General features: G+C 42.2%; 41 protein-coding genes. 3 read left to right on the top strand and 38 right to left on the bottom strand.

The genetic code is table 11. The features are described from left to right. Positions 1-321: 321 nt before the first annotated feature. Positions 322-1,086, top strand: coding sequence for a polysaccharide deacetylase family sporulation protein PdaB (gene pdaB / locus ACNO7B_RS00850; protein WP_417901041.1), 765 nt, complete (start codon positions 322-324; stop codon positions 1,084-1,086). On the opposite strand, the gene ACNO7B_RS00845 is transcribed toward pdaB, so the two are convergent. Then, on the bottom strand, positions 1,079-1,681 hold the full coding sequence (locus ACNO7B_RS00845) for a KinB-signaling pathway activation protein (protein ID WP_417901040.1): 603 nt from the start codon (positions 1,679-1,681) through the stop codon (positions 1,079-1,081). The genes pdaB and ACNO7B_RS00845 overlap by 8 nt on opposite strands. Positions 1,682-1,771: 90 nt before the next feature. Between ACNO7B_RS00845 and gerD the strand changes: the two genes are divergently transcribed. Beyond that, positions 1,772-2,350 carry a spore germination lipoprotein GerD gene (gerD, locus tag ACNO7B_RS00840; protein ID WP_007496366.1) on the top strand — a complete coding sequence of 193 codons (579 nt, stop codon included), beginning with the start codon at positions 1,772-1,774 and terminating at the stop codon, positions 2,348-2,350. Positions 2,351-2,388: 38 nt separating this feature from the next. Here the strand turns inward: gerD and ACNO7B_RS00835 are convergent, their stop codons facing one another. From ACNO7B_RS00835 to ACNO7B_RS00825, 3 genes are all read right to left on the bottom strand, one after another. After that, positions 2,389-3,447, bottom strand: a complete 1,059-nt coding sequence (locus ACNO7B_RS00835; RefSeq protein ID WP_008345199.1) for an Mrp/NBP35 family ATP-binding protein — start codon at positions 3,445-3,447, stop codon at positions 2,389-2,391. 103 nt (positions 3,448-3,550) lie between these two features. Continuing rightward, positions 3,551-4,264: an N-acetylmuramoyl-L-alanine amidase CwlD gene (gene cwlD, locus ACNO7B_RS00830; RefSeq protein ID WP_017359175.1), complete on the bottom strand. Its 714-nt coding sequence runs from the start codon at positions 4,262-4,264 to the stop codon at positions 3,551-3,553. Positions 4,265-4,322: 58 nt separating this feature from the next. Continuing rightward, entirely contained in the window at positions 4,323-4,766 is a 444-nt protein-coding gene (locus tag ACNO7B_RS00825; RefSeq protein WP_417901039.1) for a YbaK family protein, read from the bottom strand. A 149-nt stretch (positions 4,767-4,915) separates the two neighbouring features. Here ACNO7B_RS00825 and ACNO7B_RS00820 point away from each other — a divergent pair, with 149 nt between their 5' ends. Continuing rightward, positions 4,916-5,488: a DUF4825 domain-containing protein gene (locus ACNO7B_RS00820; protein WP_417901038.1), complete on the top strand. Its 573-nt coding sequence runs from the start codon at positions 4,916-4,918 to the stop codon at positions 5,486-5,488. A 28-nt stretch (positions 5,489-5,516) separates the two neighbouring features. On the opposite strand, the gene ACNO7B_RS00815 is transcribed toward ACNO7B_RS00820, so the two are convergent. The 34 genes from ACNO7B_RS00815 to rpsS form a co-directional block, all read right to left on the bottom strand. Then, a complete protein-coding gene (locus ACNO7B_RS00815) occupies positions 5,517-5,990 on the bottom strand; it encodes a GNAT family N-acetyltransferase (protein WP_410685583.1) in 474 nt (157 codons plus the stop codon). A 36-nt stretch (positions 5,991-6,026) separates the two neighbouring features. Continuing rightward, the gene (locus ACNO7B_RS00810) at positions 6,027-6,773 is read right to left on the bottom strand and encodes an amidohydrolase family protein (protein WP_417901037.1); all 747 of its coding nucleotides are present in this window, start codon (positions 6,771-6,773) and stop codon (positions 6,027-6,029) included. Positions 6,774-6,870: 97 nt separating this feature from the next. Beyond that, positions 6,871-7,386: a GNAT family N-acetyltransferase gene (locus tag ACNO7B_RS00805; protein WP_041091512.1), complete on the bottom strand. Its 516-nt coding sequence runs from the start codon at positions 7,384-7,386 to the stop codon at positions 6,871-6,873. A gap of 176 nt (positions 7,387-7,562) precedes the next feature. Further along, positions 7,563-7,955 (bottom strand): 30S ribosomal protein S9, encoded by a 393-nt coding sequence (gene rpsI, locus ACNO7B_RS00800; RefSeq protein ID WP_007496354.1) that lies wholly within the window; start codon positions 7,953-7,955, stop codon positions 7,563-7,565. Positions 7,956-7,975: 20 nt separating this feature from the next. After that, positions 7,976-8,413, bottom strand: a complete 438-nt coding sequence (gene rplM, locus ACNO7B_RS00795) for a 50S ribosomal protein L13 (protein ID WP_003217042.1) — start codon at positions 8,411-8,413, stop codon at positions 7,976-7,978. Positions 8,414-8,577: 164 nt separating this feature from the next. Further along, a complete protein-coding gene (truA, locus tag ACNO7B_RS00790) occupies positions 8,578-9,321 on the bottom strand; it encodes a tRNA pseudouridine(38-40) synthase TruA (RefSeq protein ID WP_035389137.1) in 744 nt (247 codons plus the stop codon). Between the two features lie 11 nt (positions 9,322-9,332). Continuing rightward, positions 9,333-10,130, bottom strand: a complete 798-nt coding sequence (locus tag ACNO7B_RS00785) for an energy-coupling factor transporter transmembrane component T family protein (RefSeq protein WP_060831994.1) — start codon at positions 10,128-10,130, stop codon at positions 9,333-9,335. Continuing rightward, on the bottom strand, positions 10,127-10,996 hold the full coding sequence (locus ACNO7B_RS00780; protein ID WP_052320839.1) for an energy-coupling factor ABC transporter ATP-binding protein: 870 nt from the start codon (positions 10,994-10,996) through the stop codon (positions 10,127-10,129). Before ACNO7B_RS00780 ends, ACNO7B_RS00785 begins: the two co-directional genes overlap by 4 nt. Further along, positions 10,972-11,814 carry an energy-coupling factor ABC transporter ATP-binding protein gene (locus ACNO7B_RS00775; RefSeq protein WP_008345218.1) on the bottom strand — a complete coding sequence of 281 codons (843 nt, stop codon included), beginning with the start codon at positions 11,812-11,814 and terminating at the stop codon, positions 10,972-10,974. The genes ACNO7B_RS00780 and ACNO7B_RS00775 overlap by 25 nt, the downstream gene beginning before the upstream one ends. Positions 11,815-11,938: 124 nt before the next feature. Beyond that, positions 11,939-12,301, bottom strand: coding sequence for a 50S ribosomal protein L17 (gene rplQ / locus ACNO7B_RS00770; RefSeq protein WP_003216944.1), 363 nt, complete (start codon positions 12,299-12,301; stop codon positions 11,939-11,941). A gap of 75 nt (positions 12,302-12,376) precedes the next feature. Next, positions 12,377-13,321, bottom strand: coding sequence for a DNA-directed RNA polymerase subunit alpha (locus ACNO7B_RS00765; RefSeq protein ID WP_003217009.1), 945 nt, complete (start codon positions 13,319-13,321; stop codon positions 12,377-12,379). 175 nt (positions 13,322-13,496) lie between these two features. Then, entirely contained in the window at positions 13,497-13,892 is a 396-nt protein-coding gene (gene rpsK, locus ACNO7B_RS00760; protein ID WP_003217231.1) for a 30S ribosomal protein S11, read from the bottom strand. Between the two features lie 20 nt (positions 13,893-13,912). Next, a complete protein-coding gene (gene rpsM / locus ACNO7B_RS00755; protein ID WP_003217023.1) occupies positions 13,913-14,278 on the bottom strand; it encodes a 30S ribosomal protein S13 in 366 nt (121 codons plus the stop codon). A gap of 21 nt (positions 14,279-14,299) precedes the next feature. Then, the gene (gene rpmJ, locus ACNO7B_RS00750) at positions 14,300-14,413 is read right to left on the bottom strand and encodes a 50S ribosomal protein L36 (protein WP_003156543.1); all 114 of its coding nucleotides are present in this window, start codon (positions 14,411-14,413) and stop codon (positions 14,300-14,302) included. A 31-nt stretch (positions 14,414-14,444) separates the two neighbouring features. After that, on the bottom strand, positions 14,445-14,663 hold the full coding sequence (gene infA / locus ACNO7B_RS00745) for a translation initiation factor IF-1 (protein WP_003217190.1): 219 nt from the start codon (positions 14,661-14,663) through the stop codon (positions 14,445-14,447). A 310-nt stretch (positions 14,664-14,973) separates the two neighbouring features. After that, positions 14,974-15,720: a type I methionyl aminopeptidase gene (gene map / locus ACNO7B_RS00740; protein WP_007496338.1), complete on the bottom strand. Its 747-nt coding sequence runs from the start codon at positions 15,718-15,720 to the stop codon at positions 14,974-14,976. Next, the gene (locus ACNO7B_RS00735) at positions 15,717-16,370 is read right to left on the bottom strand and encodes an adenylate kinase (RefSeq protein ID WP_007496336.1); all 654 of its coding nucleotides are present in this window, start codon (positions 16,368-16,370) and stop codon (positions 15,717-15,719) included. Before ACNO7B_RS00735 ends, map begins: the two co-directional genes overlap by 4 nt. Positions 16,371-16,425: 55 nt before the next feature. Then, entirely contained in the window at positions 16,426-17,718 is a 1,293-nt protein-coding gene (gene secY / locus ACNO7B_RS00730) for a preprotein translocase subunit SecY (protein ID WP_417901036.1), read from the bottom strand. Position 17,719: 1 nt separating this feature from the next. After that, a complete protein-coding gene (gene rplO / locus ACNO7B_RS00725) occupies positions 17,720-18,160 on the bottom strand; it encodes a 50S ribosomal protein L15 (RefSeq protein ID WP_003216888.1) in 441 nt (146 codons plus the stop codon). Positions 18,161-18,190: 30 nt separating this feature from the next. Further along, positions 18,191-18,373 (bottom strand): 50S ribosomal protein L30, encoded by a 183-nt coding sequence (gene rpmD, locus ACNO7B_RS00720; RefSeq protein ID WP_003217067.1) that lies wholly within the window; start codon positions 18,371-18,373, stop codon positions 18,191-18,193. Between the two features lie 13 nt (positions 18,374-18,386). Further along, the gene (gene rpsE / locus ACNO7B_RS00715; RefSeq protein ID WP_007496332.1) at positions 18,387-18,887 is read right to left on the bottom strand and encodes a 30S ribosomal protein S5; all 501 of its coding nucleotides are present in this window, start codon (positions 18,885-18,887) and stop codon (positions 18,387-18,389) included. A 24-nt stretch (positions 18,888-18,911) separates the two neighbouring features. After that, complete coding sequence (gene rplR / locus ACNO7B_RS00710) at positions 18,912-19,274, bottom strand: 50S ribosomal protein L18 (RefSeq protein WP_003216951.1); 363 nt, start codon at positions 19,272-19,274, stop codon at positions 18,912-18,914. 32 nt (positions 19,275-19,306) lie between these two features. After that, on the bottom strand, positions 19,307-19,843 hold the full coding sequence (gene rplF / locus ACNO7B_RS00705) for a 50S ribosomal protein L6 (protein WP_008345395.1): 537 nt from the start codon (positions 19,841-19,843) through the stop codon (positions 19,307-19,309). Between the two features lie 31 nt (positions 19,844-19,874). After that, positions 19,875-20,273 (bottom strand): 30S ribosomal protein S8, encoded by a 399-nt coding sequence (gene rpsH, locus ACNO7B_RS00700; protein WP_007496327.1) that lies wholly within the window; start codon positions 20,271-20,273, stop codon positions 19,875-19,877. 31 nt (positions 20,274-20,304) lie between these two features. Beyond that, the gene (gene rpsN / locus ACNO7B_RS00695; protein ID WP_008356542.1) at positions 20,305-20,490 is read right to left on the bottom strand and encodes a 30S ribosomal protein S14; all 186 of its coding nucleotides are present in this window, start codon (positions 20,488-20,490) and stop codon (positions 20,305-20,307) included. A 22-nt stretch (positions 20,491-20,512) separates the two neighbouring features. Further along, positions 20,513-21,052, bottom strand: coding sequence for a 50S ribosomal protein L5 (rplE, locus tag ACNO7B_RS00690; RefSeq protein ID WP_003217159.1), 540 nt, complete (start codon positions 21,050-21,052; stop codon positions 20,513-20,515). Positions 21,053-21,077: 25 nt separating this feature from the next. Continuing rightward, positions 21,078-21,389, bottom strand: coding sequence for a 50S ribosomal protein L24 (rplX, locus tag ACNO7B_RS00685; protein WP_007496325.1), 312 nt, complete (start codon positions 21,387-21,389; stop codon positions 21,078-21,080). A 35-nt stretch (positions 21,390-21,424) separates the two neighbouring features. Further along, the gene (rplN, locus tag ACNO7B_RS00680) at positions 21,425-21,793 is read right to left on the bottom strand and encodes a 50S ribosomal protein L14 (protein WP_003216882.1); all 369 of its coding nucleotides are present in this window, start codon (positions 21,791-21,793) and stop codon (positions 21,425-21,427) included. Positions 21,794-21,832: 39 nt separating this feature from the next. Further along, the gene (gene rpsQ / locus ACNO7B_RS00675; protein ID WP_003216906.1) at positions 21,833-22,096 is read right to left on the bottom strand and encodes a 30S ribosomal protein S17; all 264 of its coding nucleotides are present in this window, start codon (positions 22,094-22,096) and stop codon (positions 21,833-21,835) included. A 25-nt stretch (positions 22,097-22,121) separates the two neighbouring features. Next, on the bottom strand, positions 22,122-22,322 hold the full coding sequence (rpmC, locus tag ACNO7B_RS00670; protein ID WP_003217155.1) for a 50S ribosomal protein L29: 201 nt from the start codon (positions 22,320-22,322) through the stop codon (positions 22,122-22,124). Then, complete coding sequence (gene rplP / locus ACNO7B_RS00665) at positions 22,312-22,746, bottom strand: 50S ribosomal protein L16 (protein ID WP_003225801.1); 435 nt, start codon at positions 22,744-22,746, stop codon at positions 22,312-22,314. The genes rpmC and rplP overlap by 11 nt, the downstream gene beginning before the upstream one ends. Before the next feature lies 1 nt (position 22,747). After that, the gene (rpsC, locus tag ACNO7B_RS00660) at positions 22,748-23,404 is read right to left on the bottom strand and encodes a 30S ribosomal protein S3 (RefSeq protein ID WP_003217241.1); all 657 of its coding nucleotides are present in this window, start codon (positions 23,402-23,404) and stop codon (positions 22,748-22,750) included. 3 nt (positions 23,405-23,407) lie between these two features. Beyond that, entirely contained in the window at positions 23,408-23,749 is a 342-nt protein-coding gene (rplV, locus tag ACNO7B_RS00655; protein WP_007496316.1) for a 50S ribosomal protein L22, read from the bottom strand. A 17-nt stretch (positions 23,750-23,766) separates the two neighbouring features. After that, positions 23,767-24,045, bottom strand: coding sequence for a 30S ribosomal protein S19 (gene rpsS / locus ACNO7B_RS00650; RefSeq protein ID WP_003216920.1), 279 nt, complete (start codon positions 24,043-24,045; stop codon positions 23,767-23,769).

Below are 24,045 nucleotides of genomic sequence, written 5' to 3'. Positions count from 1 at the left end.
CCATAGGATTTTTTTATAAAAACTCGAATTAACAGGTACGTTTTGTCTTGTTTAGTTTTCAAAGATCATCTTCGCCGTTCTTAGCGGCTTTAATAATATAACATTTCGCTTCATCTTATGTCAACAACTTTTTTCAAGTTTATTTCCCGAAGCGTTTGTGTTTGTCACTGTGTGTCAGCGACGATTAATAATATATCACGAAAACATTCTGTTGGTCAACGCCTTTTCAGAACTTTTTTTAAAATAGTTTTATTGTGCATGTTAAACCCTTGTCCTGCATACAATCAAGTAACAATCTTGGACAAGGCAGGAGTGTTTGAATTGAGTCGATTATATGTGTTGCCTATTAAACGGCTGAAGCAAGTAGTCATTATTCTTGTAACAGCCCTTGCAGCTGCAACCTTTTTTTATGTACAAAAGGCACCGCCGCTGTCGGTATTTAAAACAGAACAAGGACCCCGAGCGATTTATAAAGGAGAGACCTCATCAAAACATGCATCCCTTACGTTTAATATTGGCTGGGGAGATGAGAAGGCTGTTCCTATTTTAAATGTCCTCCGAGAGTACGATATAAAGAACGCCACTTTCTTTCTGTCTGCTTCTTGGGCTGAGCGTCACCCAGATATCGTGAAAAGGATTAAAGAGGACGGCCATCAAATTGGCAGCCTTGGCTATGCATATAAAAATTATAGCCAGCTGGAAGAAAACGAAATTAAGCGAGATCTTGTCCGTGCACAAAATACATTCCAAAAGCTTGGACTGGAAGACATTCAATTATTAAGACCGCCAACTGGGCAATTTAATGAAACGGTATTGAAAATTGCAACACAGTATGGCTATACCGTTGTCCATTACAGCATCAATTCTCAAGATTGGCTGAACCCGGGCGTCGACCAGATTGTTCATAATGTAAATGATCGAATGAAAAGCGGAGACATCATTCTCCTTCACGCCTCAGATTCAGCCACCCAAACCGCTCAAGCCTTACCAGCTATTTTAAAACACTTAAAAGACAAGAATTTAAGAAACGTCACGGTTGGCGAGCTTATCTCTAATACAAAAACAAAGTCAACTGAGGTTAAGTAGCTTTTGCTTTTGAAAACCGCGGCATAGCTAATAACTGAAACGCATTACAACCTAATAGCGGAAATAGCATTAAATACAGCCAGTCCTCTTCATTGACTCTAAGCGCCGGAAACCATTCTAGCGACGTGATGACGACCATGAGAAACATTGCAGAAATAAATGTTTTCTTAGAGGACTGCTGCTGTTTAAAATAAGACACGATCAATGCAAACACACCGATAAAAACAGGCAGCCACAAGTATGGAAGAAATGATTCATTCTCCCCGAAAAACAAAAACCGCAAATAAGCTAAATCAAACAGCACGAAAATCACAAGGAATAACTGAATGGTATTCCATAAAGTATGCGACCTAAAAATCTCCAGCGCAAACCGGTGCACTGTCAAAAAGACAACAAACCCCATCTGACTGATTACACTAAAGATCATCCCCACACCAATAAACCAAAATAACACAGACGCAATCTCTAAAATCTCAAACGATACAAACAGCTTCTGATATTTCCCCCACTCCAGCGCAAAACCTACCACGCTTGTAATGACCGCTCCAACAGCCAGCACAGAGAAGAAAAAACGAACTAAATCCCGACTTTTCATTGAATTGACCCAACCCCTATTTTTGTTATGTATAAATTCACGTGAAACATTCATATTAAAAGTAAGACATGTAACGAAAGGAGCCACAGTATGTCAAAAGGCATCTTGCGTATAATGAGCTGTTTTCTTCTTTTATCTCTAACAGCTTGTGCTCCCAAAACCCAATCCTCATCTAATATGGACTATGACGAAACGAAAAAAATGGTCGTCGATATTTTGAAAACAGATGACGGTAAAAAGGCCATTCAACAGTTATTAAATGACGAGGCAATGAATGAAGCTTTGGTAATGGATGAACAAACTGTGAAAAAAACAATAGAGAAAACACTGACTTCTGATAAAGGCAAAGAGTTCTGGAAGAAGGTCTTTGAGGATTCTAAATTTGCCGAGACTTTCGCAAAATCCATGCAGCAACAGCATGAAAAAATGTTAAAACAATTGATGAAGGACCCTGACTATCAACAAATGATGATGGATATTCTCAAGGATCCTGAAATGGAAAAGAAATACGGTGAACTGGTCAAAAGCAAAGAGTTCAGAAAGCACTTAGAGAAAGTCATCACAGAAACATTGAGCAGCCCTCTCTATAAGAAGAAATTCGAAGATGAGCTAAAAAAAGCAGTCTCTGAAAGCAGCAATGATTCCGGTTCACAAGGAAGCGGCAGTTAAACATCACCCGAGTGGCACAAGGTCCACTCGGGCTTTCATTATGCTTTCACTGTTAATTGTTCAATTACTTTATTGGCAATGTGTTGATACACTTCCCCTGTCGGATGACTCGCATCATAGACAGAAGGTGCAAAATCGTCCTCATTCCAATCAGGCTGTCTTAAAGGGATTTGACCAAGGACTGATACGCGCAGCTCCTCCGCCAGCTTGTCCCCGCCGCCCTTTCCAAAGACATATTCCTTCTCACCTGTTTTTTTGCTTTCATAGTAACTCATATTCTCAACGACCCCTAGCACCTCGTGATCTGTTTGCAGTGCCATTGCGCCTGCTCTAGCAGCAACGAATGCCGCTGTTGGATGCGGTGTCGTCACAATGATTTCTTTACAGCTCGGAAGCATCGTATGAATATCAAGTGCCACATCACCTGTTCCAGGCGGAAGGTCTAATAGTAAGTAATCTAATTCTCCCCACTCTACTTCGTGGAAGAAGTTATTTAGCATTTTACCAAGCATCGGTCCTCTCCAAATGACCGGTGCATTTTCTTCAACAAAAAAGCCCATTGAAATCACTTTGACGCCAAAGCGTTCCACAGGAATTATCTTTTCCCCTTTAACTGTCGGTCTGACGGTGATTCCCATCATATCCGGTACACTAAAGCCATAAATATCTGCATCAATCAGTCCCACTTTTTTTCCTAGACGAGCCAGTGCCACAGCCAGGTTAACGGAAACAGTTGATTTCCCAACTCCGCCTTTTCCACTCGCAATCGCTAAGAACACAGGCGGATTTTTAGAGTTGAGCAAATTTTCTTCCTCATCCTGTGACGGCATAAACTTTTCAAGCGTTTCTTGAGGCAGTTCTTCAAAACGAAGTCCTACAGTGTTCGCGCCCGCTGCTTTTAAAGCTTGTACGATGTCTTGCTGCAGCTTCATCTGCTCAGCAGTGCCTGTTTTGGCAATCGCCACTTTTAAGCTCACATGCTCTTTTTCAGGCTTTAGGCTGATTTCCTTGATGGCATCCAGCTCACCAAGCGGTATATGAAGGAAAGGTTCGTCCATCTTCCCAACTAGTTTTCTCACATCATCTTGTCCGATCATAGCAGAACCTCACCCTTTATTGAATTCGTTTACAATTCAAGTATATCATACATATCCTTACAATGTCTGTCCTCTTTGCCTGCGATAAACAGGAAAAAGCCCCTTATTCAGGCGGCTCTTTTTGCTCTGTTAAATATCTGAGAATGCCTTTATAAATCGAAGCAGCAATTTGATCCTGATATTTAGGAGTCGCCAGCTGACCAGCCTCTTTTGGATTCGATAGAAATCCGATTTCGACAAGCGCTCCTGGCTTCGTGACATTTTGCATTAAATAAATCCCATTGATTCGCTTCGCCTTGCGATCTGTGTTTTCAAGGTTGTTGCGCAATTCATCTTGAATGAACTTCGCTGCTTTTTCATTCTCTTCATACTTTCCGTAAAAGAACGTCTGTGCCCCGCTCCATTTGTTCGATGGAATCGCATTTAAATGAATACTTAAATAGAGATCTGCTTCAGATTCATTGATGACTTTCACACGGTTTCTCAAATCCTCCGCTTTCTTTCGGGCATAACCCTTTGTATTCTTTGATGATAAATCAGAGTCATCTTCCCGTGTCATGAGAACAAGCGCTCCCTGCTCCTGCAAATAGTCTCTTATCTTCATGGACACATCCAGTGCAATCTCTTTTTCGAGCAACTCGCCGCCAACAGCACCGCCATCTGGACCGCCGTGACCCGGATCTAAATAGATGATCTTGCCGCTCAAAGGCAAGTTCCACGATTTCCACGAATCATCATTTAGAAACTGAAATCTGAATAAGAATAAGAGGACAATAAACCCGATTAAAAACCCTGTCCATTTCAGCTTTCTTTTCATCCCTGTCCCTCCCATACACCATTATTTTATAGATATGGGACAAGGGCTGGAAATATGCTTAGTGCAGTCGAAGCTTATGCCTTTTTTCTGATTCCCGAAAGCCTTCCTTCCACCATATGCTTAAAAATTCCTTCGCAAATGGATACAGACACGACATCTTACGCTCCATTCGAAACATATTCCCCCACGATTGCAAACACCCTGCTAGCTCCTCAACCAGCTCATCTTCTTCATGAACTGACCGCTTTTTTATATCATCGAATGATTCACCATACTTACTAGCCTCACCGTATCTCCCACCTGCTAAAAAAGCCTCAATGGCGAAATCGATACAGCCATCACTCATAATCCCAGCTGGATCATCTGCAAATGGGAACAGCTTCTTCGTGAATTTCTCTGAAGCGACCGTCACCTGTTGAAGAGACAATGTACGCAACAGCTTCTTTTCAAGCGTGACATCTCGTTTTGTTTTCAATTGATAAAATGAAAGAACTTCTGCCATGGACTGAACTCCTTTTTTTCTTTGTATTGTTCGTTGGTTTGAACAAAACATGCAGTTCAGTAAATGGAAATGATGAAATAAGTGGTTGAAATGGGATCTTGTGATATAATGGGTTTTTATATAGAAAGAATGATAAAGGGGCAAAATAAATGAAAAAGTGGATGTATATCCTACTACTAATCACAGTCATTCTATCCGCTTGCAGTAGTCAAGCCAGCGAGAAAGAGAGTGACATCAAAGGAATAGAAGACATTTCCTTAAAACAGCTTTCTAAGCACAAAAATTCTTATATTGGAGACAACGGAGCAGTCGGCGCTATTTTATCAGATCTTCCAGGTAACGTGATTCGCGAATATGAAATCGTAGATGAAAAAGCGCTAAAAGTGACATACGGCGTGAAAGAAAATACCAATGATACAGAAGAACAATTTGATTCATTTTGGTTTGATAAGAAGGATACCATTGAAAAAAACTACTTATATAATGGATTGGCACTTTTTATTCTTATCGATAACGTGGAGCAAGTGACACTCCAGATGAACGCTAAAGACGAGCCATCCGTCACGTTTAAAAGAAAACAGCTAGAAAAAAAGCTGCCTCACTCTTTTAAAGTGTACAAAGACGATACAGCGCTTTGGCAAAAGGAACTGGTTGATGGGGTTGTGAAGTCAAAAGATAAACGTCAAGATGTATACAAAGCGTTTCCGGTGAAACAATCATAAAAAGCAGAGGGATGCCACCTTCTGCTTTTTATTTGAAATCAAGCTGCAGTTTCATCCCATCATGCGTGGCTTCAAACCCTAATTTTTCATAAAAATGTCGTGCTTCTGGCCTCTGTTTGTCTGTTGTCAGCTGAATCATATGACACGCGTGGTCTCTTGCGCGTTGAATAGCCCATTTGATCAACAATGTGCCAATTCCTCTTCCTCTATGAGTCGAGGCTGTACGAACTCCTTCTATTGAAGCTCTCCATCCTCCTTGATACGTTAGAAATGGAGTCATTGTTAATTGGAGAACCCCGACTACCTCTTCCCGATCACAAGCCACGATTAGTTCAATATTGGGATCCGCTTCGATCGAATGAAAGGCATTGAGATAACTTTCTAATAATGGACGAGTGTAGCGTTCTCTCTTTTGGCCTAATTTGTCATCTGAAAGCATCAAAACGATGTTGTCGAGGTCTCCTTGGACGGCTTCTCTAAATGTCAATTGATTCAGATTCAATGAACACACCTCCTATCACGGAATGGAAACCTTTATTCATTTGCCAAAATACCAATTAATAGCGTTCTCATATAAAATTCTATCCACCGCTTCCTCATCAAACATCCGTTGAATCAATTCAATATCACCGTATTCAAATGGCCGTTTTGCCCTTGTAGAGGGCAGGTCTGTACCAAACATCAGTGCATCAGGATTCGCTTGATAAATAGACGTCAATGCCTGTTCAACCTTTAAATCTACACGTCCAAAGCCTGTTGCTTTCAGACGAACACCTTTTTCAACCAGCTTGAGCAAATGCGGCAAGCCTTCTTCCGATAAGCCTAAATGATCAATCGAAACGGCCGGCAGCTGTTCAAGCGTTGATGAGATGTCAGGGAGATGCTTAGCGTCTATGTAAATCTCACTATGCCAGCCCACCAGCTCATACACCCTTCTCGCAAAATAGTCGAGCTTTGAAATATCCTCCGAACCGCCCCGCTTCACATTAAAACGTAAAGCTTTGACCCCATGTTGATCCAAATGAACAATCTCATCGTCAGTTGCTGTAAAAGGTAATTGTGTCACACCGCAAAAAGTCGGTCCCATTTCATCTAGTGCTTTCAACATATAGTCTTGATCAAAACCCTGAAATGACCCTGACACAATCGCTCCACCTACAATCCCCAAATCAGCCGTCTCTCTCCTATAATCATTCACCACATAACTCGGCGGTGTATATCCTTGGTTTTCTTGAATAGGAAAATCAAAATCAATGATATGAAAATGTGCATCAAAGATCCTCATGCCCGCGCCCCTCTTCTGCTTATTTGACCTGATTATATCAATAGAGAAAGCCAAGGGATATTTGGAATGACGAATTACTTCATATCATGAAAACTTATCAAGTTTTCCATTCCTCTCGTAAGATGGCATAGTAAAACTCATCCCACCACTCATTTCCTTGTGGTATACATTTTTTAAAATATCCCTCTCTTCTCATCCCCATTTTCTCCATCACTCTCCACGATGGCACATTTTCAGGCTGACAAGTGGCAATGATTCGATGTAAATTCATTGTGTGAAAGCCATGATGTAGGACAGCAAATGCAGCTTCTGATGCATAGCCTTTGTTTTGATATGCAGAATTGAAGACCCAGCCAATTTCATATGTGTGCTCACCAAAGTAAGGATGAAACACGATATGCCCGATGCATGTATGATCTTCTTTTAATAGAACAGCAAAATTCTTGCCCGTCTCAAGACGATTATTTTTGACAAATTCCTGCGCCTCTTCTTTAGAAAAAACACCTTCTGGCATATACTTCATCACCGCTAGATCAGATGTATATGCATAGACATCCTGCCAATCATCCTCAATAAACGGTCGAATGAGACATCTTTCTGTTATTAGAATCATAAATGCCATCCCCCTTTAACATCATTTTTTAAACAGAAACCTGACTATGATCCTATTTTATATGTTTCCAGACAGAAAAAAACACAAATAAAAAAGCACCAGCAAGATGCTGATGCTTTTCATATAGGGTTTGCCTGTACAAACCCTTGTAAAACGTCCATACAATATAAAATTGATTAACGTTTTGAGAACTGAGGTGCGCGACGTGCGCCTTTAAGACCGTATTTCTTACGCTCTTTCATACGAGAGTCACGAGTAAGAAGTCCAGCACGTTTAAGTGGTGTACGGTACTCAGGATCTACTTCTAGAAGAGCACGAGAGATACCGTGACGAATTGCTCCAGCTTGACCAGAGAATCCACCACCGTGAACATTTACAAGAACATCGTAGCTGTTAGCTGTTTCTGTGATGTTCAAAGGCTGTTTCACGTCTTCGATTAAAGCAGCGAATGGAATGTATTCAGTAATTTCACGATTATTAACGACGATACGGCCTTCACCTGGAACTAAGCGAACGCGCGCTACAGAACTTTTACGACGACCTGTACCGTAATATTGAACCTGTGCCAAATTGTTAACCTCCCTTATAATTAACCGCGAAGTTCGTAAACTTCAGGTTGTTGTGCTTGATGTGGATGCTCAGAACCACGGTACACATTTAATTTTTTGAACATTTGACGACCTAGTGGACCCTTTGGAAGCATACCTTTGATAGCAAGCTCCAACATTTTTTCAGGGTAGTTTGTACGCATCTCAAGAGCAGTTCTTTGTTTCAAACCACCTGGGTGCATCGTATGACGGTAGTAAATTTTGTCCGTCAATTTCTTACCAGTTAATTCGATTTTCTCAGCATTGATGATGATCACGTGATCACCTGTGTCAACGTGTGGTGTATAAGTTGGTTTGTGCTTACCGCGCAAAAGTGATGCTACTTCAGTAGAAAGACGACCTAGAGTCTTGCCTGCCGCATCAACCACTAGCCATTTGCGCTCAATTGTGCTTGCGTTCGCCATTGGTGTTGTACGCATGAGTTTCCCTCCTAAATAAATCAATGAATTTTCCTGAATCAAATGCTACGTTCTATTTCAAAACACAGATAAGTCTTCCGGGGCTTATTTGTGGGGTTGAAATACATACCATATGATATCTTATAACTTTCTGCTTCCTGTGTCAAGAACATGTTACACCTGGTTTAGTTGTCATAGAAAACTTCCCATAAATACAGTCCGTGACTGGGCGCAGTCTTGCCTGCCGCTTCGCGATTTCGGGCGGCAAGCATGGCTTTTATCTCCTCAGGGTGAAATTTACCAGAACCAATTTCAAGTAACGTGCCGGCTATAATTCGCACCATGTTGTATAAAAAGCCATTCCCTCTCACACGCATTTCAAGCCCGTCTGAGACGTTTTTCCACTCAAGGGCGTAAATCTCCCTCACCTTGTCTTGAACCTCTGTATTGGCCGCACAAAAGCTTGTGAAATCGTGTGTGCCAATGAGGTGCCCAGCAGCTTCTCTCATTTTGTCGACATCCAACGGGTAAGGATAGTGACAGGCATACTGTCTCGTAAACACATTTTGGTGCGTTTCCGTTGAGACCCTATAACGGTACTCCTTCGACACAACACCAAATCTGGCATGAAACGACTCATCCACTTCTTCAGCCTTTAGAACACGAATGTCATCTGGCAGCAAGCTGTTGAGGGCAAACGGCCATCTCTCCATCGGGATGGCAAGCGGGGTGTCAAAATGGATGACCTGCCCCTTTGCGTGAACGCCACTGTCTGTCCGGCCAGAAGCCACAATCGGAATCAGTTCGTCTTGTTTATGCATTCTAGCAAGGGCAGATTCAATCTCCGTCTGAATGGTTCGCTGTCCTGGTTGCACTTGATACCCTTTAAAATGTGTCCCATCGTATGATACGGTACATTTTACTTTCATCTAGGCATCACCTAATTTCTAAGCAGCACAAGGAGTGCTGTTAACAGGATGAATAAAAGCAACGTGAACGTGTCTTTCATGCCCCAGACAAGCTGACGGTATTTCGTACGCCCTTCTCCCCCGCGGTAGCCTCTCGCTTCCATAGCGGTCGCCAATTCCTCCGCACGCTTAAACGCACTGACGAAAAGCGGGACAAGCAATGGAACAATCGCTTTTAAACGATCTTTCACGGGTCCGCTTGTAAAATCAACACCTCTTGCCATTTGTGCTTTCATGATTTTGTCTGTTTCTTCGAGTAAAGTCGGAATAAATCGAAGAGAGATAGACATCATAAGAGCAAGTTCATGAACAGGTAGCTTGATTTTACGGAAAGGATGCAGCAGCTTCTCCATACCGTCTGTCACTTCAATAGGCGTTGTGGTCAACGTCAGAAGTGTTGTCATCATGATGAGATAGACAAAACGGAGTGAAATGAAAATCCCCTGTTTTAGACCTTCTTCATAAATATTCAGAAAACCAAAGTGAAAGAGCAAAGCGCCTTCCTTTGTCATGAAGATATGCAGAATAAAGGTAAACAGAACAATCCACAGGATGGGTTTCATTCCTTTGAGAATAAAGTACAGCGGCACCTGAGACACCATCACCACAAGGATCGTAAAGACCCCTAGAAGCCCGTAAGTAATGTAGTTATTCGCAAAAAAGACAATAAAGACAAAAAAGAAAATTGATAACAGCTTTGTCCTTGGATCAAGACGATGGACAAAAGATGTACCCGGCACATATTTGCCGATAATCATACTATCCATCATGATGTCGTGTCCCCCTGATATAAAGCTGTTAAGGCTTCTGCCATTTCATCCATGGTCAGAAGCGGTCTCGGAAACGTCATCCCAAGCTTTTCCTCGACAGCCTGCTGGAATTTTATCGTTTCCGGGAGGTCCAGTCCGAAAGAAGACATGTCTGTACGATTGGCAAATAGCTCCCTCGGCGTACCTGTCGCCTTCACTGTTCCTTTGTGCATCACAATCATTTGATCCGCATAATGAGCGGCATCTTCCATACTGTGTGTCACAAGGATCGTCGTCAGGTTGGCTTTTTGATGAAGCTCATAGAACATGTCCATGATTTCTTTACGTCCGCGTGGATCTAATCCCGCAGTCGGCTCGTCAAGCACAAGCACTTCTGGCTCCATCGCTAGTACACCTGCAATCGCCACACGTCTCATTTGACCACCGCTTAATTCAAAGGGTGATCGAGATAACAAGGATTCAGGAAGGCCTACAAGCTTCAGCATCTCTTTAGCCTTGGCTTCTGCCTTTTCTTTTGGAACGCCGAAGTTCATCGGACCAAAACAGATATCCTTCAGAATCGTCTCCTCAAAGAGCTGATGTTCAGGAAACTGAAACACGATACCTACCTTTTTGCGAAGAGATTTCAGTTCCTTCTGCTTCTTATTGGCTTGTAAGACCGTATCTCCAAGCGCAATGCTCCCTTTTGTTGGTTTGAGCAGTCCATTTAAATGTTGCAGCAATGTCGACTTGCCAGAACCCGTATGACCAATGACAGCAACATAGCTGCCTTCTTTGATGGAAGCATTGACATCATACAAAGCGAGACGCTCAAACGGCGTTTTCATTTGATAACGATGCTCTAATTCTTTGATCGTAATGTCCATAGCTCTTTCACCAATCCTTCTTGTGTCAAATGGGCATTTGCAAGCGGCACACCTTGCTGCTTCAATTGCTTACTCAACCGGTAGGAAAATGGCAGATCAAGTCCAATCTGAACCAGCTGTTCATCTAGTTCAAATACTTCCTCTGGTGTTCCCTCGGCAAATTTCTTCCCGCCATTCATCACAATGACACGGTCTGCCTTCGCAGCCTCGTCTAAATCATGTGTGATGGAAATGACCGTGACCGTTCCTTGTTCCTTCAGTAGTCTGACGGTTTCTAACACTTCTTCACGGCCAATCGGATCAAGCATTGATGTTGCTTCATCCAAGATCATGATGTCAGGGCTTGCGGCAAGTACACCAGCGATCGCTACTCTCTGCTTTTGCCCGCCTGATAGATGGTGCGGCTCTTGATCAAGAAACTCCTGCATATTGACCTGTTTGACAGCCCAATCTACACGCTCTATCATCAATTCCCGCTCAACCCCGTTATTTTCTAAACCAAAAGCCACATCATCACGAACCGTCGAGCCAACAAATTGGTTGTCTGGGTTTTGAAAGACCATGCCGACCTTTTTGCGAATATCCCAAACACTTTCTTCTTTCAGCTCAATCTCACCAACCTTGACCGTTCCTGCATCCGGTAAAATGAGCCCATTCAGTACACGGGCAAGTGTGGATTTACCTGAACCGTTGTGGCCAACAATGGCAAGCCATTCATTTTGATTCACATGCAATGACACTTGGTCTAAAGCGGGCTTGTCCGCATCTTTGTGATAACGAAATACAATGTCTTTTACGTCAATTAATGTCTTCTCCATCTCTACCGGACCTCCTCTCAGCTCAACCTCTACTTTGCCTATTGATAAAAAGCCGTAGTATCTAAAAAAGGGCATAGATCCAGTTATGAACTGTCCCGCCCTTTCTTAGATACACGATATGTGATTAAACTAATTCAATGACAGCCATTGGTGCGCCATCGCCGCGACGAGGTCCAAGCTTCATGATACGAGTGTATCCACCTTGGCGATCTTCGTAGCGAGTTGCAACGTCAGCGAATAATTTTTGAAGTGCATCTTGGTTTGTTTCAGCGTTAGCTACTTCGTTACGAATGTAAGCTGCAGCTTGACGGCGAGCATGAAGATCTCCGCGTTTGCCAAGAGTGATCATTTTTTCAACTACAGAGCGAAGTTCTTTCGCACGTGTTTCAGTTGTTTCGATGCGTTCGTTGATGATCAAATCAGTCGTTAGGTCACGAAGCATTGCTTTACGTTGTGCACTAGTGCGTCCTAGCTTTCTGTATGCCATGTGATGTCCCCTCCTTAATTAGAGATGCTGTATGAATAAAAAACACACGAAAATCCTAGTTCACAATGAAACTAGTCAATCGTCTTTACGAAGACCCAGTCCAAGTTCTTCTAGTTTCGCTTTCACTTCTTCAAGAGATTTACGTCCAAGGTTACGAACTTTCATCATATCCTCTTCTGTCTTGTTAGCAAGCTCTTGAACAGTGTTAATACCCGCACGCTTCAAACAGTTGTAAGAACGAACAGAAAGATCAAGCTCTTCAATTGTCATTTCAAGCACTTTTTCTTTTTGGTCTTCTTCTTTTTCAACCATGATTTCTGCATGCTGAGCTTCGTCAGTTAACCCAACGAAAATATTTAGGTGTTCAGTTAAAATCTTAGAACCTAGAGCGATCGCTTCTTTCGGTCCTGTGCTTCCATCAGTCCATACATCTAGTGTTAATTTATCATAGTTTGTGATTTGCCCAACACGGGTGTTCTCCACTTGATAAGTTACACGAGATACAGGTGTATAGATTGAGTCGATCGGAATCACGCCGATAGGCTGATCGTCTCTTTTGTTTGCATCAGCAGGATTATACCCGCGACCTCTTTGTGCAGTCAAACGAACACGGAAGCTCGCATTTTTGCCAAGAGTTGCGATGTGAAGATCTGGATTTAAGATTTCAATATCGCTGTCGTGTGTAATATCAGCAGCTGTTACAGTTCCTTCATCTTGTACATCAATTTCAAGCGTCTTCTCTTCTTCAGAGTAGATTTTGAGTGCAAGCTTTTTAATGTTTAAGATAATCGTTGTAACATCTTCAACCACGCCTTCGATCGTTGAGAATTCGTGTAAGACACCATCTATCTGGATCGATGTTACAGCTGCACCAGGAAGTGAGGATAAAAGGATACGACGAAGGGAGTTCCCTAAAGTGGTACCATATCCACGCTCAAGTGGCTCTACGACAAACTTGCCATACTTGGCATCGTCGCTGATTTCAACCGTTTCGATTTTTGGTTTTTCAATTTCGATCATCTAATAAAACCCTCCTTCAAAACGTCGAAACCTCGAATAGAATCATATGAGATTCCATCCGAAATTCCTCATTGTTTAGTCCCGTATGTGCTCAGGCAACGAGTCGTGTATTCGTCTCATAAATAACTGTATCATAACCCATTATTGACAGGGACACAAAATCTATACAAACAAATTACACGCGGCGACGTTTTGGTGGACGGCATCCGTTATGAGGAACTGGAGTTACGTCTCTGATTGCAGTAACTTCAAGACCTGCAGCTTGAAGCGCACGAATTGCAGCTTCACGACCAGAACCAGGACCTTTAACAGTTACTTCAAGTGTTTTAAGACCATGTTCGATAGAACCTTTAGCAGCAGTTTCAGCAGCCATTTGTGCAGCGAAAGGAGTAGATTTACGAGAACCTCTGAATCCTAATGCACCAGCACTTGACCAAGAAATTGCGTTTCCATGAACATCAGTAATCGTTACAATCGTGTTGTTGAAAGTGGAACGGATATGAGCGATTCCAGCTTCAATATTCTTTTTCACGCGACGTTTACGCGTATTTTGTTTACGAGCAGCAGCCATTCTTTAACTACCTCCTTTACTTATTTTTTCTTGTTAGCTACAGTACGACGCGGACCTTTACGAGTGCGCGCGTTGTTTTTTGTGTTTTGTCCACGAACAGGAAGTCCTCTACGATGACGGATTCCGCGGTAGCTTCCGATTTCAATTAGACGCTTAATGTTAAGTGAAACTTCACGACGAAGGTCACCTTCTACTTTAAGTTTGTCAATGATATCACGGATTTTACCTAGTTCGTCTTCAGTTAGATCGCGAACGCGAGTGTCTTCAGAAACACCTGCTTCTTTAAGGACTTGTTGAGCCGTCGTACGACCAATTCCAAAAACATATGTTAAAGAAATGACAACACGCTTATCACGTGGAATATCTACACCAGCAATACGAGCCATGATTTGGGCACCTCCTTGTTATTAGCCTTGTTTTTGTTTATGTTTTGGGTTTTCACAGATCACCATTACTTTTCCTTTTCTGCGAATCACTTTACATTTTTCACAGATAGGTTTAACAGATGGTCTCACTTTCATGTGTTTCCAACCTCCTTCTTCCGGAGTTGCTTTATTTGTAACGGTACGTAATTCTACCACGAGTTAAGTCATATGGAGATAATTCTACCGTAACTTTGTCTCCAGGTAAAATGCGAATGAAGTGCATACGGATTTTTCCTGATACATGAGCCAAAACTGTATGACCATTCTCTAGTTCAACTTTGAACATTGCATTTGGCAAAGTTTCTGCTACAGTACCTTCCACTTCAATTACATCGTCTTTCGCCATTCAAGTGTTCTCCCTTCTTCAAATCAGTAACTTGCTCTCTGATAAATGTCCAAATGAGATGTTCTCAATTGTCCATCTATCACCCGACCTGTTTTGAATATACTGTTCTGAACTTCCGGAGATACGCAATCATAAAAGGTTAAATGATTGATATTTTTTCTTAGGAGAATGAATTTACGCTTTTCTCCGTCTGCGATTAGTACATGGCAGCCATCGAACACGCCGATGACAACTGTATACTGATCTTGTTCTTTCCTTGGACTATACAGACAACCTGCCCGATTTGGGCCTGAAAGGCTTCAGTGAAGACCTAAATCTTAGTCAGTATATCAAAACCTGTATCTGTAATCGCAATCGTATGCTCAAAGTGAGCACACTTTTTCCCATCAACCGTTACAACCGTCCAGTTATCAGCCAGTGTTTTCACATATCGGCTGCCTGCGTTCACCATCGGTTCGATGGCCAACACCATTCCAGGTTTGAGCCGTGGGCCTTTGTTCGGCGGACCATAATGAGGAATTTGAGGGTCCTCATGAAGATCCTGTCCGACCCCATGTCCAACATATTCTCTAACAACTGAGAAATTCTCACCTTCAACATACGTTTGTATGGCATGGGAAATGTTTGACAGACGTTCACCTGGCTTTGCTTCCTGTAAGCCCTTATATAGAGATTCCTCTGTGACTTCCAGTAGTTTGCGGTCCTCATCACTGATTACCCCAACTGGATATGTCCAAGCAGAGTCACCATGATAGCCATTTAACTTTGCGCCGATATCGATACTAATGATGTCTCCATCACGTAAAACCCGTTTACCAGGAATACCGTGAACGAGTTCTTCATTCACCGAAACGCAAATGCTCCCGCGAAAACCATTATACCCTTTAAAAGATGGGATTGCACCCTGCTTTGTAATAAAACGTTCGGCAATTTGATCCAATTCTTTTGTCGAAATACCTGGTTTTATGTGTTTCTTCAGCTCTTCATGAGTCAGTGCGACAATGCGTCCAGCTTCTCTCATAATCTCAAGCTCGCGAGGAGTTTTACAGATAATCATTTATTTAATCCCCCAAGCAGGTCCTTGATATCAGCGTAAACATCGTTAATGTGCTTCGCACCATCAATGTTTGCAAGATATCCTTTTTCTGAATAGAAATTCAGTAAAGGTTCAGTCTGCTTTAAGTTCACTTCAAGTCTTGTCGAAACGGTTTCTGCATTATCATCTGCACGTTGATAAAGCTCGCCTCCACACTTGTCACAAACATTTTCTTTCGCAGGTGGATTAAATACTAAATGATATGTTGCTCCGCAATCTTTGCAAATTCTTCGGCCAGTCAGACGCTCCATCAAAGCATCTTTATCGACTTTAATATTAATGACATAATCAATCGTTCTGCCAAGGTCCTTTAGAATGTCTTCTAAAGCTTCAGCCTGAGCGACAGTTCGCGGAAATCCGTCCAGAAGAAAACCTTGTTCACAATCATTCTTGCCAAGTCTTTCTCTAACAATACCGATTGTGACCTCATCAGGAACAAGCTCTCCTTTATCGATAAAGGATTTTGCTTCGAGTCCAAGTTGTGTCTCCTCTTTCATAGCAGCACGGAACATATCTCCTGTTGAGATATGAGGGATCCCATAATCATCAACAATTCGTTCTGCCTGAGTGCCTTTACCAGCACCCGGAAGCCCCATTAAGACTAAGTTCATTTCGGATTTCCCCTTCCTTACTTAGAGAGGTTGGGCAGGAGCCCAGCCCTCTGTTTTATTTCATAAATCCACGGTAGTTTCGTTTCACTAATTGGCTTTCAAGCTGCTTCATTGTTTCAAGTGCAACACCTACAACAATGAGAAGACTTGTGCCGCCAATTTGTGCAGCGGAAGGTAATCCAGCGAATTGAATGAAAAAGATAGGAAGTATTGAAATCACGGCTAAGAAAATGGCGCCCACAAACGTGAGTCGGTACAAAATGCTCGTAATTCTATCTTGAGTCATTTTCCCTGGACGAACTCCCGGGATATAGCCACCCTGCTTTTGCAGATTTTCAGCCATTTGTTCAGGGTTTACTTGGACAAAGGCATAAAAATATGTGAAAGCAACAATCAGTGCTACATAAATCGTCATACCGATTGGCTTAGTATAGTCAAAGTTGTTAGTTATCCAGGTTGTCACATTATTTGTTCCGAAGAACGATGCGATCGTCTGCGGAGTGATAATGAACGAAACGGCAAAGATGACTGGAATCACCCCTGCTGGATTCACTTTCAATGGAAGGTGCGTTGCTTGACTAGCAGACATTTGTGCACGGCCAGTTCCTTTTGAATATTGAATCGCAATCTTTCTCACTGCCATTTGAATGTAAATAACACCGATAACAATGACAAGAATAGCAATCACAATAAGGGCAATTTTCAGGATTTGCATGAACAGCTGTCCATCTCCACCTACAAATTGCTGAGCGTACACTTGCTTTAATGTTTGAGGGATACCTGCGATGATACCGGCAAAGATAATAATCGAAATACCGTTACCAACACCGTGAGCAGTAATCTGCTCTCCCAGCCACATTAAAAATGCTGTTCCCGCAGTGAGTACGACCGCAATTAAGAGATACGTTGAAACACCTGGGTTTTCAATCAGCATGCCTCCTGCCATATTGTTAAATCCATATGACATTCCTAACGCCTGGATAAATCCTAGAACAATTGTAAAATACCTTGTGAATTGTGCTAATTTTCGGCGGCCAACCTCTCCTTGCTTTGACCACTCAGTAAACTTCGGTACAACATCCATCTGCAAGAGCTGGATGATGATCGAAGCAGTGATATACGGCATAATCCCCATTGCAAGAATGGAGAATTGGAAAAGTGCCCCGCCCCCAAACGTGTTGAGGATTCCGAAAACACTCATTTGATCCTGTGCCTGGAGAACTTCGGCGTTCACATTAGGCACAGGGATGAAAGCACCTATACGAAAGGCGACTAACATTAAAAGTGTAAATATAATCTTATTCCGTATATCTTTCACACGCATAAAATTGGAGATTGTCTTAAACAAGTTAGATCACCTCGGCTGTACCGCCAGCAGCTTCAATCGCTTCTTTAGCAGAAGCAGAGAATTTATTGGCTTTTACAGTTAATTTTTTTTCTAATTTACCGTTGCCAAGAATTTTTACTCCTGCTTTTAACTTGCTTATTGCACCAGTCTCTAGAAGAAGTTCAGGAGTGACTTCCGTTCCTTCGTCAAAACTGTTTAATCTGTCTAAGTTGATTACCGCGTAATCTTTACGGTTGATGTTTGTAAAACCACGTTTTGGAAGGCGTTGGAATAAAGGCATTTGACCACCTTCGAATCCAGGGCGTACACCGCCGCCAGAACGAGCGTTTTGACCTTTATGACCTTTACCAGAAGTTTTACCGTTACCTGATCCAATACCACGACCAACACGGTTGCGTACTTTACGTGAACCTTCTGAAGGCTTCAATTCATGAAGTTTCATTTGGGCACCTCCTTATCGATTAAAAATGTTTTATTGTTCTTTAACAGAAACTAAATGAGACACCTTGTTAATCATGCCGCGGATCGCTGCATTGTCTTCATGTACGACTGTTTGGTTTGTTTTCTTTAGACCAAGAGTACGAACAGTGACACGCTGATCTTCCGGGCGACCGATTACACTGCGTTTGAGGGTAATTTCTAATTTATTTGCCATTATTGTTCCCTCCTTATCCTAACAGGTCTTCTACAGATTTTCCACGAAGCTTCGCTACATCTTCAGCACGTTTAAGTTCACTTAAACCTTGAAGTGTTGCGCGGATCATGTTGATCGGTGTATTAGAACCTAGAGATTTAGAAAGGATATCAGCTAGACCAGCAAGCTCAAGTACCGCACGCACTGGGCCTCCAGCGATAACTCCTGTACCTTCTGAAGCAGGCTTCAATAGAACGTTTCCTGCACCGAATCGACCGATGATTTCATGTGGAATTGTAGTTCCAACCATTGGTACTTCAATTAAATTCTTTTTCGCGTCTTCAACAGCTTTGCGGATCGCTTCTGGTACTTCTTGTGCTTTACCAGTACCGAATCCTACATGACCGTTTTTGTCACCGACAACAACTAAAGCTGCAAAACGGAAACGACGTCCACCTTTAACAACTTTCGCTACCCGGTTAACCGTAACTAAGCGTTCTTCTAACTCTAATTTGCTTGGGTCAATACGACTCATTCGGATGTGTCCCTCCTTCTTTTATTAAAATTTAAGTCCAGCCTCACGAGCAGCTTCAGCTAGAGCTTTTACACGTCCATGATATAAGTATCCTCCGCGGTCAAATACCACGTTAGAGATGCCTTTTTCAACAGCACGTTTTGCAACAAGTTCGCCAACTTTAGTAGCAGCTGCAGCGTCAGAACTATTCTCGATCTTTAACTCTTTATCAAGAGTAGAAGCACTTACAAGTGTTACACCGTTAACATCATCAATTACTTGAGCGTAGATGTTCTTGTTAGAACGGAAAACGTTAAGGCGAGGTCTTTCAGCAGTACCTGAAAGTTTCGCACGAACACGAGCGTGTCTTTTAAGACGAGTAGCGTTTTTGCTAGTTTTCGTAATCATCCGAGTCACTCCTTTCTTCACATTAAGCGATCTTACTTACCAGTTTTTCCTTCTTTACGGCGAACGAATTCACCTTCGTAACGAATTCCTTTACCTTTGTAAGGCTCTGGAGCACGGACAGCGCGGATGTTAGAAGCTAGAGCTCCTACACGCTCTTTATCGATACCTTTAACGATTACTTTCGTTTGAGATGGAACTTCTACTTCAACTCCAGCCTCAGGAACGATTTCAACTGGGTGAGAGTATCCAACGTTAAGAACAAGTTTGTTTCCAGATTTAGCTGCACGGTAACCGACACCGATTAGTTCTAAACCTCTTTCGAAACCTTTAGATACACCTTCAACCATGTTTGCAATTAAGCTACGTGTTGTACCATGTAATGCACGGTGTTCTTTATTTTCAGACGGACGGCTTACAGTTAAGACGTTGTCCTCAATTTTAATTTCCATATCAGGGTGAAATGCACGAGTTAGTTCACCTTTTGGTCCCTTTACTGTCACTGTGTTATCGTTGTTTGTCACAGTTACTCCTGAAGGGATCTCGATTAGCTTTTTACCTATACGAGACATACCAAGCACCTCCATTCATCTTAAACTTTTTTTACCATACGTAAGCAAGTACTTCTCCACCAGCTTGTTTAGCACGGGCTTCTTTGTCCGATAAAACACCTTGTGATGTAGAAATAATTGCGATTCCAAGTCCGTTAAGTACACGTGGTACTTCATTTGATTTCGCATATACGCGTAAACCAGGTTTACTGATTCTTTTAAGACCAGTGATAACACGTTCGTTGTTTTGGCCGTATTTAAGGAACAAACGGATAATTCCTTGTTTGCTGTCTTCGACGTACTCAACGTCACGGATAAAACCTTCACGCTTTAAGATTTCAGCAATTTCTCTTTTGATTTTTGAAGCCGGTACTTCTAGCTTCTCATGACGTACCATGTTCGCATTGCGAATACGAGTCAGCAAATCTGCAATCGGATCTGTCATAACCATTATTTAATAACCTCCTTCCCATTTATGGGGATTACCAGCTGGCTTTTTTAACGCCAGGAATTTGTCCTTTATATGCAAGTTCGCGGAAACAAATACGGCAAAGTTTAAACTTGCGAATTACTGAATGTGGACGTCCACAACGTTCGCAGCGCGTATACTCTTGAACTTTAAACTTTTGTTTGCGTTGTTGTTTCGCAATCATAGACTTTTTAGCCACGATTTCGCCTCCCTTTCATTGATTATTTCTGGAACGGCATACCTACTTGAGTTAATAACTCACGTGCTTCTTCGTCCGTGTTGGCAGTCGTAACGATAACGATATCCATACCGCGGACTTTTGTTACTTTATCGTAATCAATTTCTGGGAAGATTAACTGTTCTTTAATACCAAGCGTGTAGTTTCCACGACCGTCGAAAGATTTCTTAGAAATCCCGCGGAAGTCACGTACACGTGGTAAAGATACAGAAATAAGTTTATCAAGGAAATCGTACATGCGCTCTCCGCGAAGTGTTACTTTCGCACCGATTGGCATTCCTTCACGTAGACGGAATCCAGCAATAGACTTCTTCGCACGAGTAACGACAGGTTTTTGACCAGCGATAAACGTTAATTCTTCAACAGCAGTATCGATTGCTTTAGCGTTTTGAACGGCGTCACCAACACCCATGTTGATCACGATTTTTTCGATTTTTGGCACTTGCATTACTGATTTGTATTCAAACTTAGAAACTAATGCAGGTGTAATTTCTTTTACATACTTTTCTTTAAGGCGGTTCATGAGAAAGACCTCCCTTCCTTATTTACTATTTATCTAGAACTTGCCCAGATTTTTTCGCTACACGGACTTTCTTTCCGTCCTCAACTTTATATCCAATACGTGTCACTTCACCCGTTTTAGGATCAAGCGGCATTACGTTTGATACGTGGATCGGCGCTTCTTGTTCAGAAATTCCGCCTTGAGGGTTAGCTTGGGTTGGTTTAGAGTGTTTTTTCACAAGGTTAATACCTTCTACTAAAACACGGTCCTTTTTAGGGAAAGCAGCAAGGATGACACCTTGTTTACCTTTATCTTTACCAGAGATAACCACTACTTTATCGCCCTTTTTAACATGCATTTAATCGCACCTCCTTGAGTCGCGGATTGTATTCATTAAAGTACTTCTGGTGCTAAAGAAACAATTTTCATATAGTTGTTTTCACGAAGTTCACGTGCTACTGGTCCGAAGATACGAGTTCCACGTGGGCTCTTGTCGTCACGAATGATGACACATGCATTTTCATCAAAACTGATGTAAGATCCATCGTTTCTGCGAGCTCCGCTCTTAGTACGAACGATAACTGCTTTCACAACTTCACCTTTTTTGACAACGCCTCCTGGTGTTGCTTGTTTAACCGTACAAACAATGACATCACCGATGTTAGCCGTTTTACGTCCAGAGCCACCAAGAACTTTAATCGTTAGTACTTCGCGTGCGCCAGAGTTGTCAGCTACTTTTAAACGAGTCTCCTGTTGAATCATTAATGTTACCTCCCTTCGGAAAAAGAAATCCGAACTTTATTAGATAATAACAGCTTCTTCGACAACTTCAACTAGACGAAAGCGTTTAGTCGCAGATAATGGACGAGTTTCCATGACCTTTACGATGTCTCCGATTTTTGCTTGGTTGTTTTCATCATGTGCTTTGAACTTTTTAGAGTATCTTACACGTTTGCCATAAAGTGAATGCTTTTTGTATGTTTCAACTACAACAGTGATGGTTTTATCCATTTTGTCAGAAACAACACGACCTTGATACACTTTACGTTGGTTACGTTCGCTCATGTTTGCGGGGCCTCCCCTCTAATTATTATTTATTAGCAGCGATTTCTCTTTGACGAATCACAGTTTTCATGCGTGCGATTGATTTACGCACTTCACGAATGCGAGCAGTGTTTTCAAGCTGCCCAGTCGCTAATTGGAAACGAAGATTGAAAAGTTCTTCTTTAAGAGACTTTACTTTTTGTTCAATTTCAGCAGTGGTAAGGTCACGAATTTCATTAGCTTTCATTTGATTCACCACCAATTTCTTCACGTTTTACGAACTTCGTTTTAATTGGCAATTTGTGAGATGCAAGACGAAGAGCTTCACGAGCAACTTCTTCAGACACACCAGAAATTTCAAATAAAACTTTGCCCGGTTTTACTACAGCTACCCAGCCTTCTGGAGCACCTTTACCGGAACCCATGCGGACCTCTAGAGGTTTAGCTGTGTATGGCTTAGAAGGGAAAATTTTGATCCAAACTTTACCGCCACGTTTCATGTAACGAGTCATAGCAATACGAGCAGCTTCGATTTGACGGTTAGTGATCCAAGAAGCTTCAAGAGCTTGGATACCGAACTCACCGAAATGTACTTCAGTGCCGCCTTTTGCACGACCACGCATTTTTCCACGATGTTCTCTGCGATACTTCACGCGTTTTGGCAATAACATATTATTTTCCTCCTTCCGCAGTATTCTTCTTAGTTGGAAGGACTTCTCCACGATAGATCCATACTTTTACGCCAAGCTTACCATAAGTAGTATCAGCTTCAGCAGTAGCATAGTCGATGTCAGCACGAAGTGTGTGCAATGGAACAGTACCTTCACTGTAATATTCAGAACGAGCAATATCTGCACCGCCAAGACGACCAGAAACCATTGTTTTGATTCCTTGTGCTCCAGCACGCATTGTGCGTTGGATTGTTTGTTTTTGTGCACGACGGAATGAAATACGATTTTCAAGTTGACGAGCGATGTTTTCAGCAACTAGCTGAGCATCAAGATCTGCTCTCTTGATTTCAAGAATGTTGATGTGTACACGTTTGCCAGTTAGGCTGTTAAGAGCTTTACGAAGTGCTTCAACTTCAGATCCGCCTTTACCAATTACCATACCTGGTTTAGCCGTGTGGATTGTGATATTTACGCGGTTTGCAGCACGTTCGATTTCTACTTTAGAAACAGACGCGTCAGACAAACGCTTGCTGATGAATTCACGGATTTTCAAGTCTTCATGTAAGAAGTCAGCGTAATCTTTTCCTGCGAACCATTTAGATTCCCAATCACGAATGACGCCAATACGAAGACCTACTGGATTTACCTTTTGACCCACGGATTATCCCTCCTTCTTTTCTGATACAACGATTGTAATGTGGCTAGTACGTTTGTTAATTGCGCTCGCACGACCCATAGCACGTGGACGGAATCTCTTAAGTGTTGGACCTTCGTCAACGAATGCTTGAGTAATCACTAGGCTGTTAGCGTCCAACTCGTAGTTGTGCTCAGCATTTGCGATAGCAGATTTTAATACTTTTTCAATAATTGGTGAAGCAGCCTTAGGTGTAAGGTTTAAGATAGAAACTGCTTCTCCTACTTGCTTACCTCGGATCAGGTCCATTACTAGACGTGCTTTACGAGGAGCAATACGGACTGTTCTTGCGACAGCTTTAGCTTGCATTTAAAAGCCTCCTCTCATTAGCGTCTTGTTTTTTTATCGTCACTAGCATGACCTTTGTAAGTACGGCTTGGTGCGAATTCGCCCAATTTGTGACCTACCATATCTTCAGAAATGAAAACAGGTACATGTTTGCGTCCGTCATAGACAGCGATTGTGTGACCGATGAATTGTGGGAAAATTGTAGAACGACGAGACCAAGTTTTTACGACTTGCTTTTTGTCAGTTTCATTCAATTTCTCGACTTTAGCCATCAAATGATCATCAACAAATGGTCCTTTTTTTAAGCTGCGAGCCAT

This window comes from Bacillus sp. AK25 (assembly GCF_048270685.1).
In the GTDB taxonomy this organism is placed as follows: Bacteria; Bacillota; Bacilli; order Bacillales; family Bacillaceae; genus Bacillus; species Bacillus altitudinis.
This window is presented reverse-complemented; position numbering and strand designations above follow the sequence as displayed.

What these genes read in the sequence shown, in the direction of transcription:
- rplM (WP_003217042.1), bottom strand. Translation starts at nt 8,413, where the DNA reads ATGCGTACAACACCAATGGCGAACGCAAGCACAATTGAGCGCAAATGG.
- cwlD (WP_017359175.1), bottom strand. Translation starts at nt 4,264, where the DNA reads ATGAAAAGAAAGCTGAAATGGACAGGGTTTTTAATCGGGTTTATTGTC.
- truA (WP_035389137.1), bottom strand. Translation starts at nt 9,321, where the DNA reads ATGAAAGTAAAATGTACCGTATCATACGATGGGACACATTTTAAAGGG.
- ACNO7B_RS00825 (WP_417901039.1), bottom strand. Translation starts at nt 4,766, where the DNA reads ATGGCAGAAGTTCTTTCATTTTATCAATTGAAAACAAAACGAGATGTC.
- rplR (WP_003216951.1), bottom strand. Translation starts at nt 19,274, where the DNA reads ATGATTACGAAAACTAGCAAAAACGCTACTCGTCTTAAAAGACACGCT.
- map (WP_007496338.1), bottom strand. Translation starts at nt 15,720, where the DNA reads ATGATTATCTGTAAAACTCCTCGCGAGCTTGAGATTATGAGAGAAGCT.
- infA (WP_003217190.1), bottom strand. Translation starts at nt 14,663, where the DNA reads ATGGCGAAAGACGATGTAATTGAAGTGGAAGGTACTGTAGCAGAAACT.
- ACNO7B_RS00780 (WP_052320839.1), bottom strand. Translation starts at nt 10,996, where the DNA reads ATGGACATTACGATCAAAGAATTAGAGCATCGTTATCAAATGAAAACG.
- ACNO7B_RS00845 (WP_417901040.1), bottom strand. Translation starts at nt 1,681, where the DNA reads ATGAAAAGTCGGGATTTAGTTCGTTTTTTCTTCTCTGTGCTGGCTGTT.
- ACNO7B_RS00735 (WP_007496336.1), bottom strand. Translation starts at nt 16,370, where the DNA reads ATGAACTTAGTCTTAATGGGGCTTCCGGGTGCTGGTAAAGGCACTCAG.
- rpsQ (WP_003216906.1), bottom strand. Translation starts at nt 22,096, where the DNA reads ATGAGCGAACGTAACCAACGTAAAGTGTATCAAGGTCGTGTTGTTTCT.
- rpsH (WP_007496327.1), bottom strand. Translation starts at nt 20,273, where the DNA reads ATGGTTATGACAGATCCGATTGCAGATTTGCTGACTCGTATTCGCAAT.
- rplO (WP_003216888.1), bottom strand. Translation starts at nt 18,160, where the DNA reads ATGAAACTTCATGAATTGAAGCCTTCAGAAGGTTCACGTAAAGTACGC.
- rplE (WP_003217159.1), bottom strand. Translation starts at nt 21,052, where the DNA reads ATGAACCGCCTTAAAGAAAAGTATGTAAAAGAAATTACACCTGCATTA.
- rplQ (WP_003216944.1), bottom strand. Translation starts at nt 12,301, where the DNA reads ATGGCATACAGAAAGCTAGGACGCACTAGTGCACAACGTAAAGCAATG.
- ACNO7B_RS00765 (WP_003217009.1), bottom strand. Translation starts at nt 13,321, where the DNA reads ATGATCGAAATTGAAAAACCAAAAATCGAAACGGTTGAAATCAGCGAC.
- ACNO7B_RS00805 (WP_041091512.1), bottom strand. Translation starts at nt 7,386, where the DNA reads ATGATTCTAATAACAGAAAGATGTCTCATTCGACCGTTTATTGAGGAT.
- rpsS (WP_003216920.1), bottom strand. Translation starts at nt 24,045, where the DNA reads ATGGCTCGCAGCTTAAAAAAAGGACCATTTGTTGATGATCATTTGATG.
- ACNO7B_RS00810 (WP_417901037.1), bottom strand. Translation starts at nt 6,773, where the DNA reads ATGAGGATCTTTGATGCACATTTTCATATCATTGATTTTGATTTTCCT.
- rplV (WP_007496316.1), bottom strand. Translation starts at nt 23,749, where the DNA reads ATGCAAGCTAAAGCTGTCGCAAGAACAGTCCGTATTGCTCCTCGTAAA.
- rpsM (WP_003217023.1), bottom strand. Translation starts at nt 14,278, where the DNA reads ATGGCTCGTATTGCTGGTGTAGATATTCCACGTGATAAGCGTGTTGTC.
- ACNO7B_RS00775 (WP_008345218.1), bottom strand. Translation starts at nt 11,814, where the DNA reads ATGGAGAAGACATTAATTGACGTAAAAGACATTGTATTTCGTTATCAC.
- ACNO7B_RS00785 (WP_060831994.1), bottom strand. Translation starts at nt 10,130, where the DNA reads ATGATGGATAGTATGATTATCGGCAAATATGTGCCGGGTACATCTTTT.
- rpsK (WP_003217231.1), bottom strand. Translation starts at nt 13,892, where the DNA reads ATGGCTGCTGCTCGTAAACAAAATACGCGTAAACGTCGCGTGAAAAAG.
- ACNO7B_RS00820 (WP_417901038.1), top strand. Translation starts at nt 4,916, where the DNA reads ATGAAAAAGTGGATGTATATCCTACTACTAATCACAGTCATTCTATCC.
- rplX (WP_007496325.1), bottom strand. Translation starts at nt 21,389, where the DNA reads ATGCATGTTAAAAAGGGCGATAAAGTAGTGGTTATCTCTGGTAAAGAT.
- rplP (WP_003225801.1), bottom strand. Translation starts at nt 22,746, where the DNA reads ATGTTATTGCCAAAACGCGTGAAGTATCGCAGAGAACATCGTGGAAAA.
- rpmC (WP_003217155.1), bottom strand. Translation starts at nt 22,322, where the DNA reads ATGAAAGCTAATGAAATTCGTGACCTTACCACTGCTGAAATTGAACAA.
- rpmD (WP_003217067.1), bottom strand. Translation starts at nt 18,373, where the DNA reads ATGGCAAATAAATTAGAAATTACCCTCAAACGCAGTGTAATCGGTCGC.
- ACNO7B_RS00835 (WP_008345199.1), bottom strand. Translation starts at nt 3,447, where the DNA reads ATGATCGGACAAGATGATGTGAGAAAACTAGTTGGGAAGATGGACGAA.
- gerD (WP_007496366.1), top strand. Translation starts at nt 1,772, where the DNA reads ATGTCAAAAGGCATCTTGCGTATAATGAGCTGTTTTCTTCTTTTATCT.
- rpmJ (WP_003156543.1), bottom strand. Translation starts at nt 14,413, where the DNA reads ATGAAAGTGAGACCATCTGTTAAACCTATCTGTGAAAAATGTAAAGTG.
- rplN (WP_003216882.1), bottom strand. Translation starts at nt 21,793, where the DNA reads ATGATTCAACAGGAGACTCGTTTAAAAGTAGCTGACAACTCTGGCGCA.
- rpsE (WP_007496332.1), bottom strand. Translation starts at nt 18,887, where the DNA reads ATGAGTCGTATTGACCCAAGCAAATTAGAGTTAGAAGAACGCTTAGTT.
- rplF (WP_008345395.1), bottom strand. Translation starts at nt 19,843, where the DNA reads ATGTCTCGTATAGGTAAAAAGCTAATCGAGATCCCTTCAGGAGTAACT.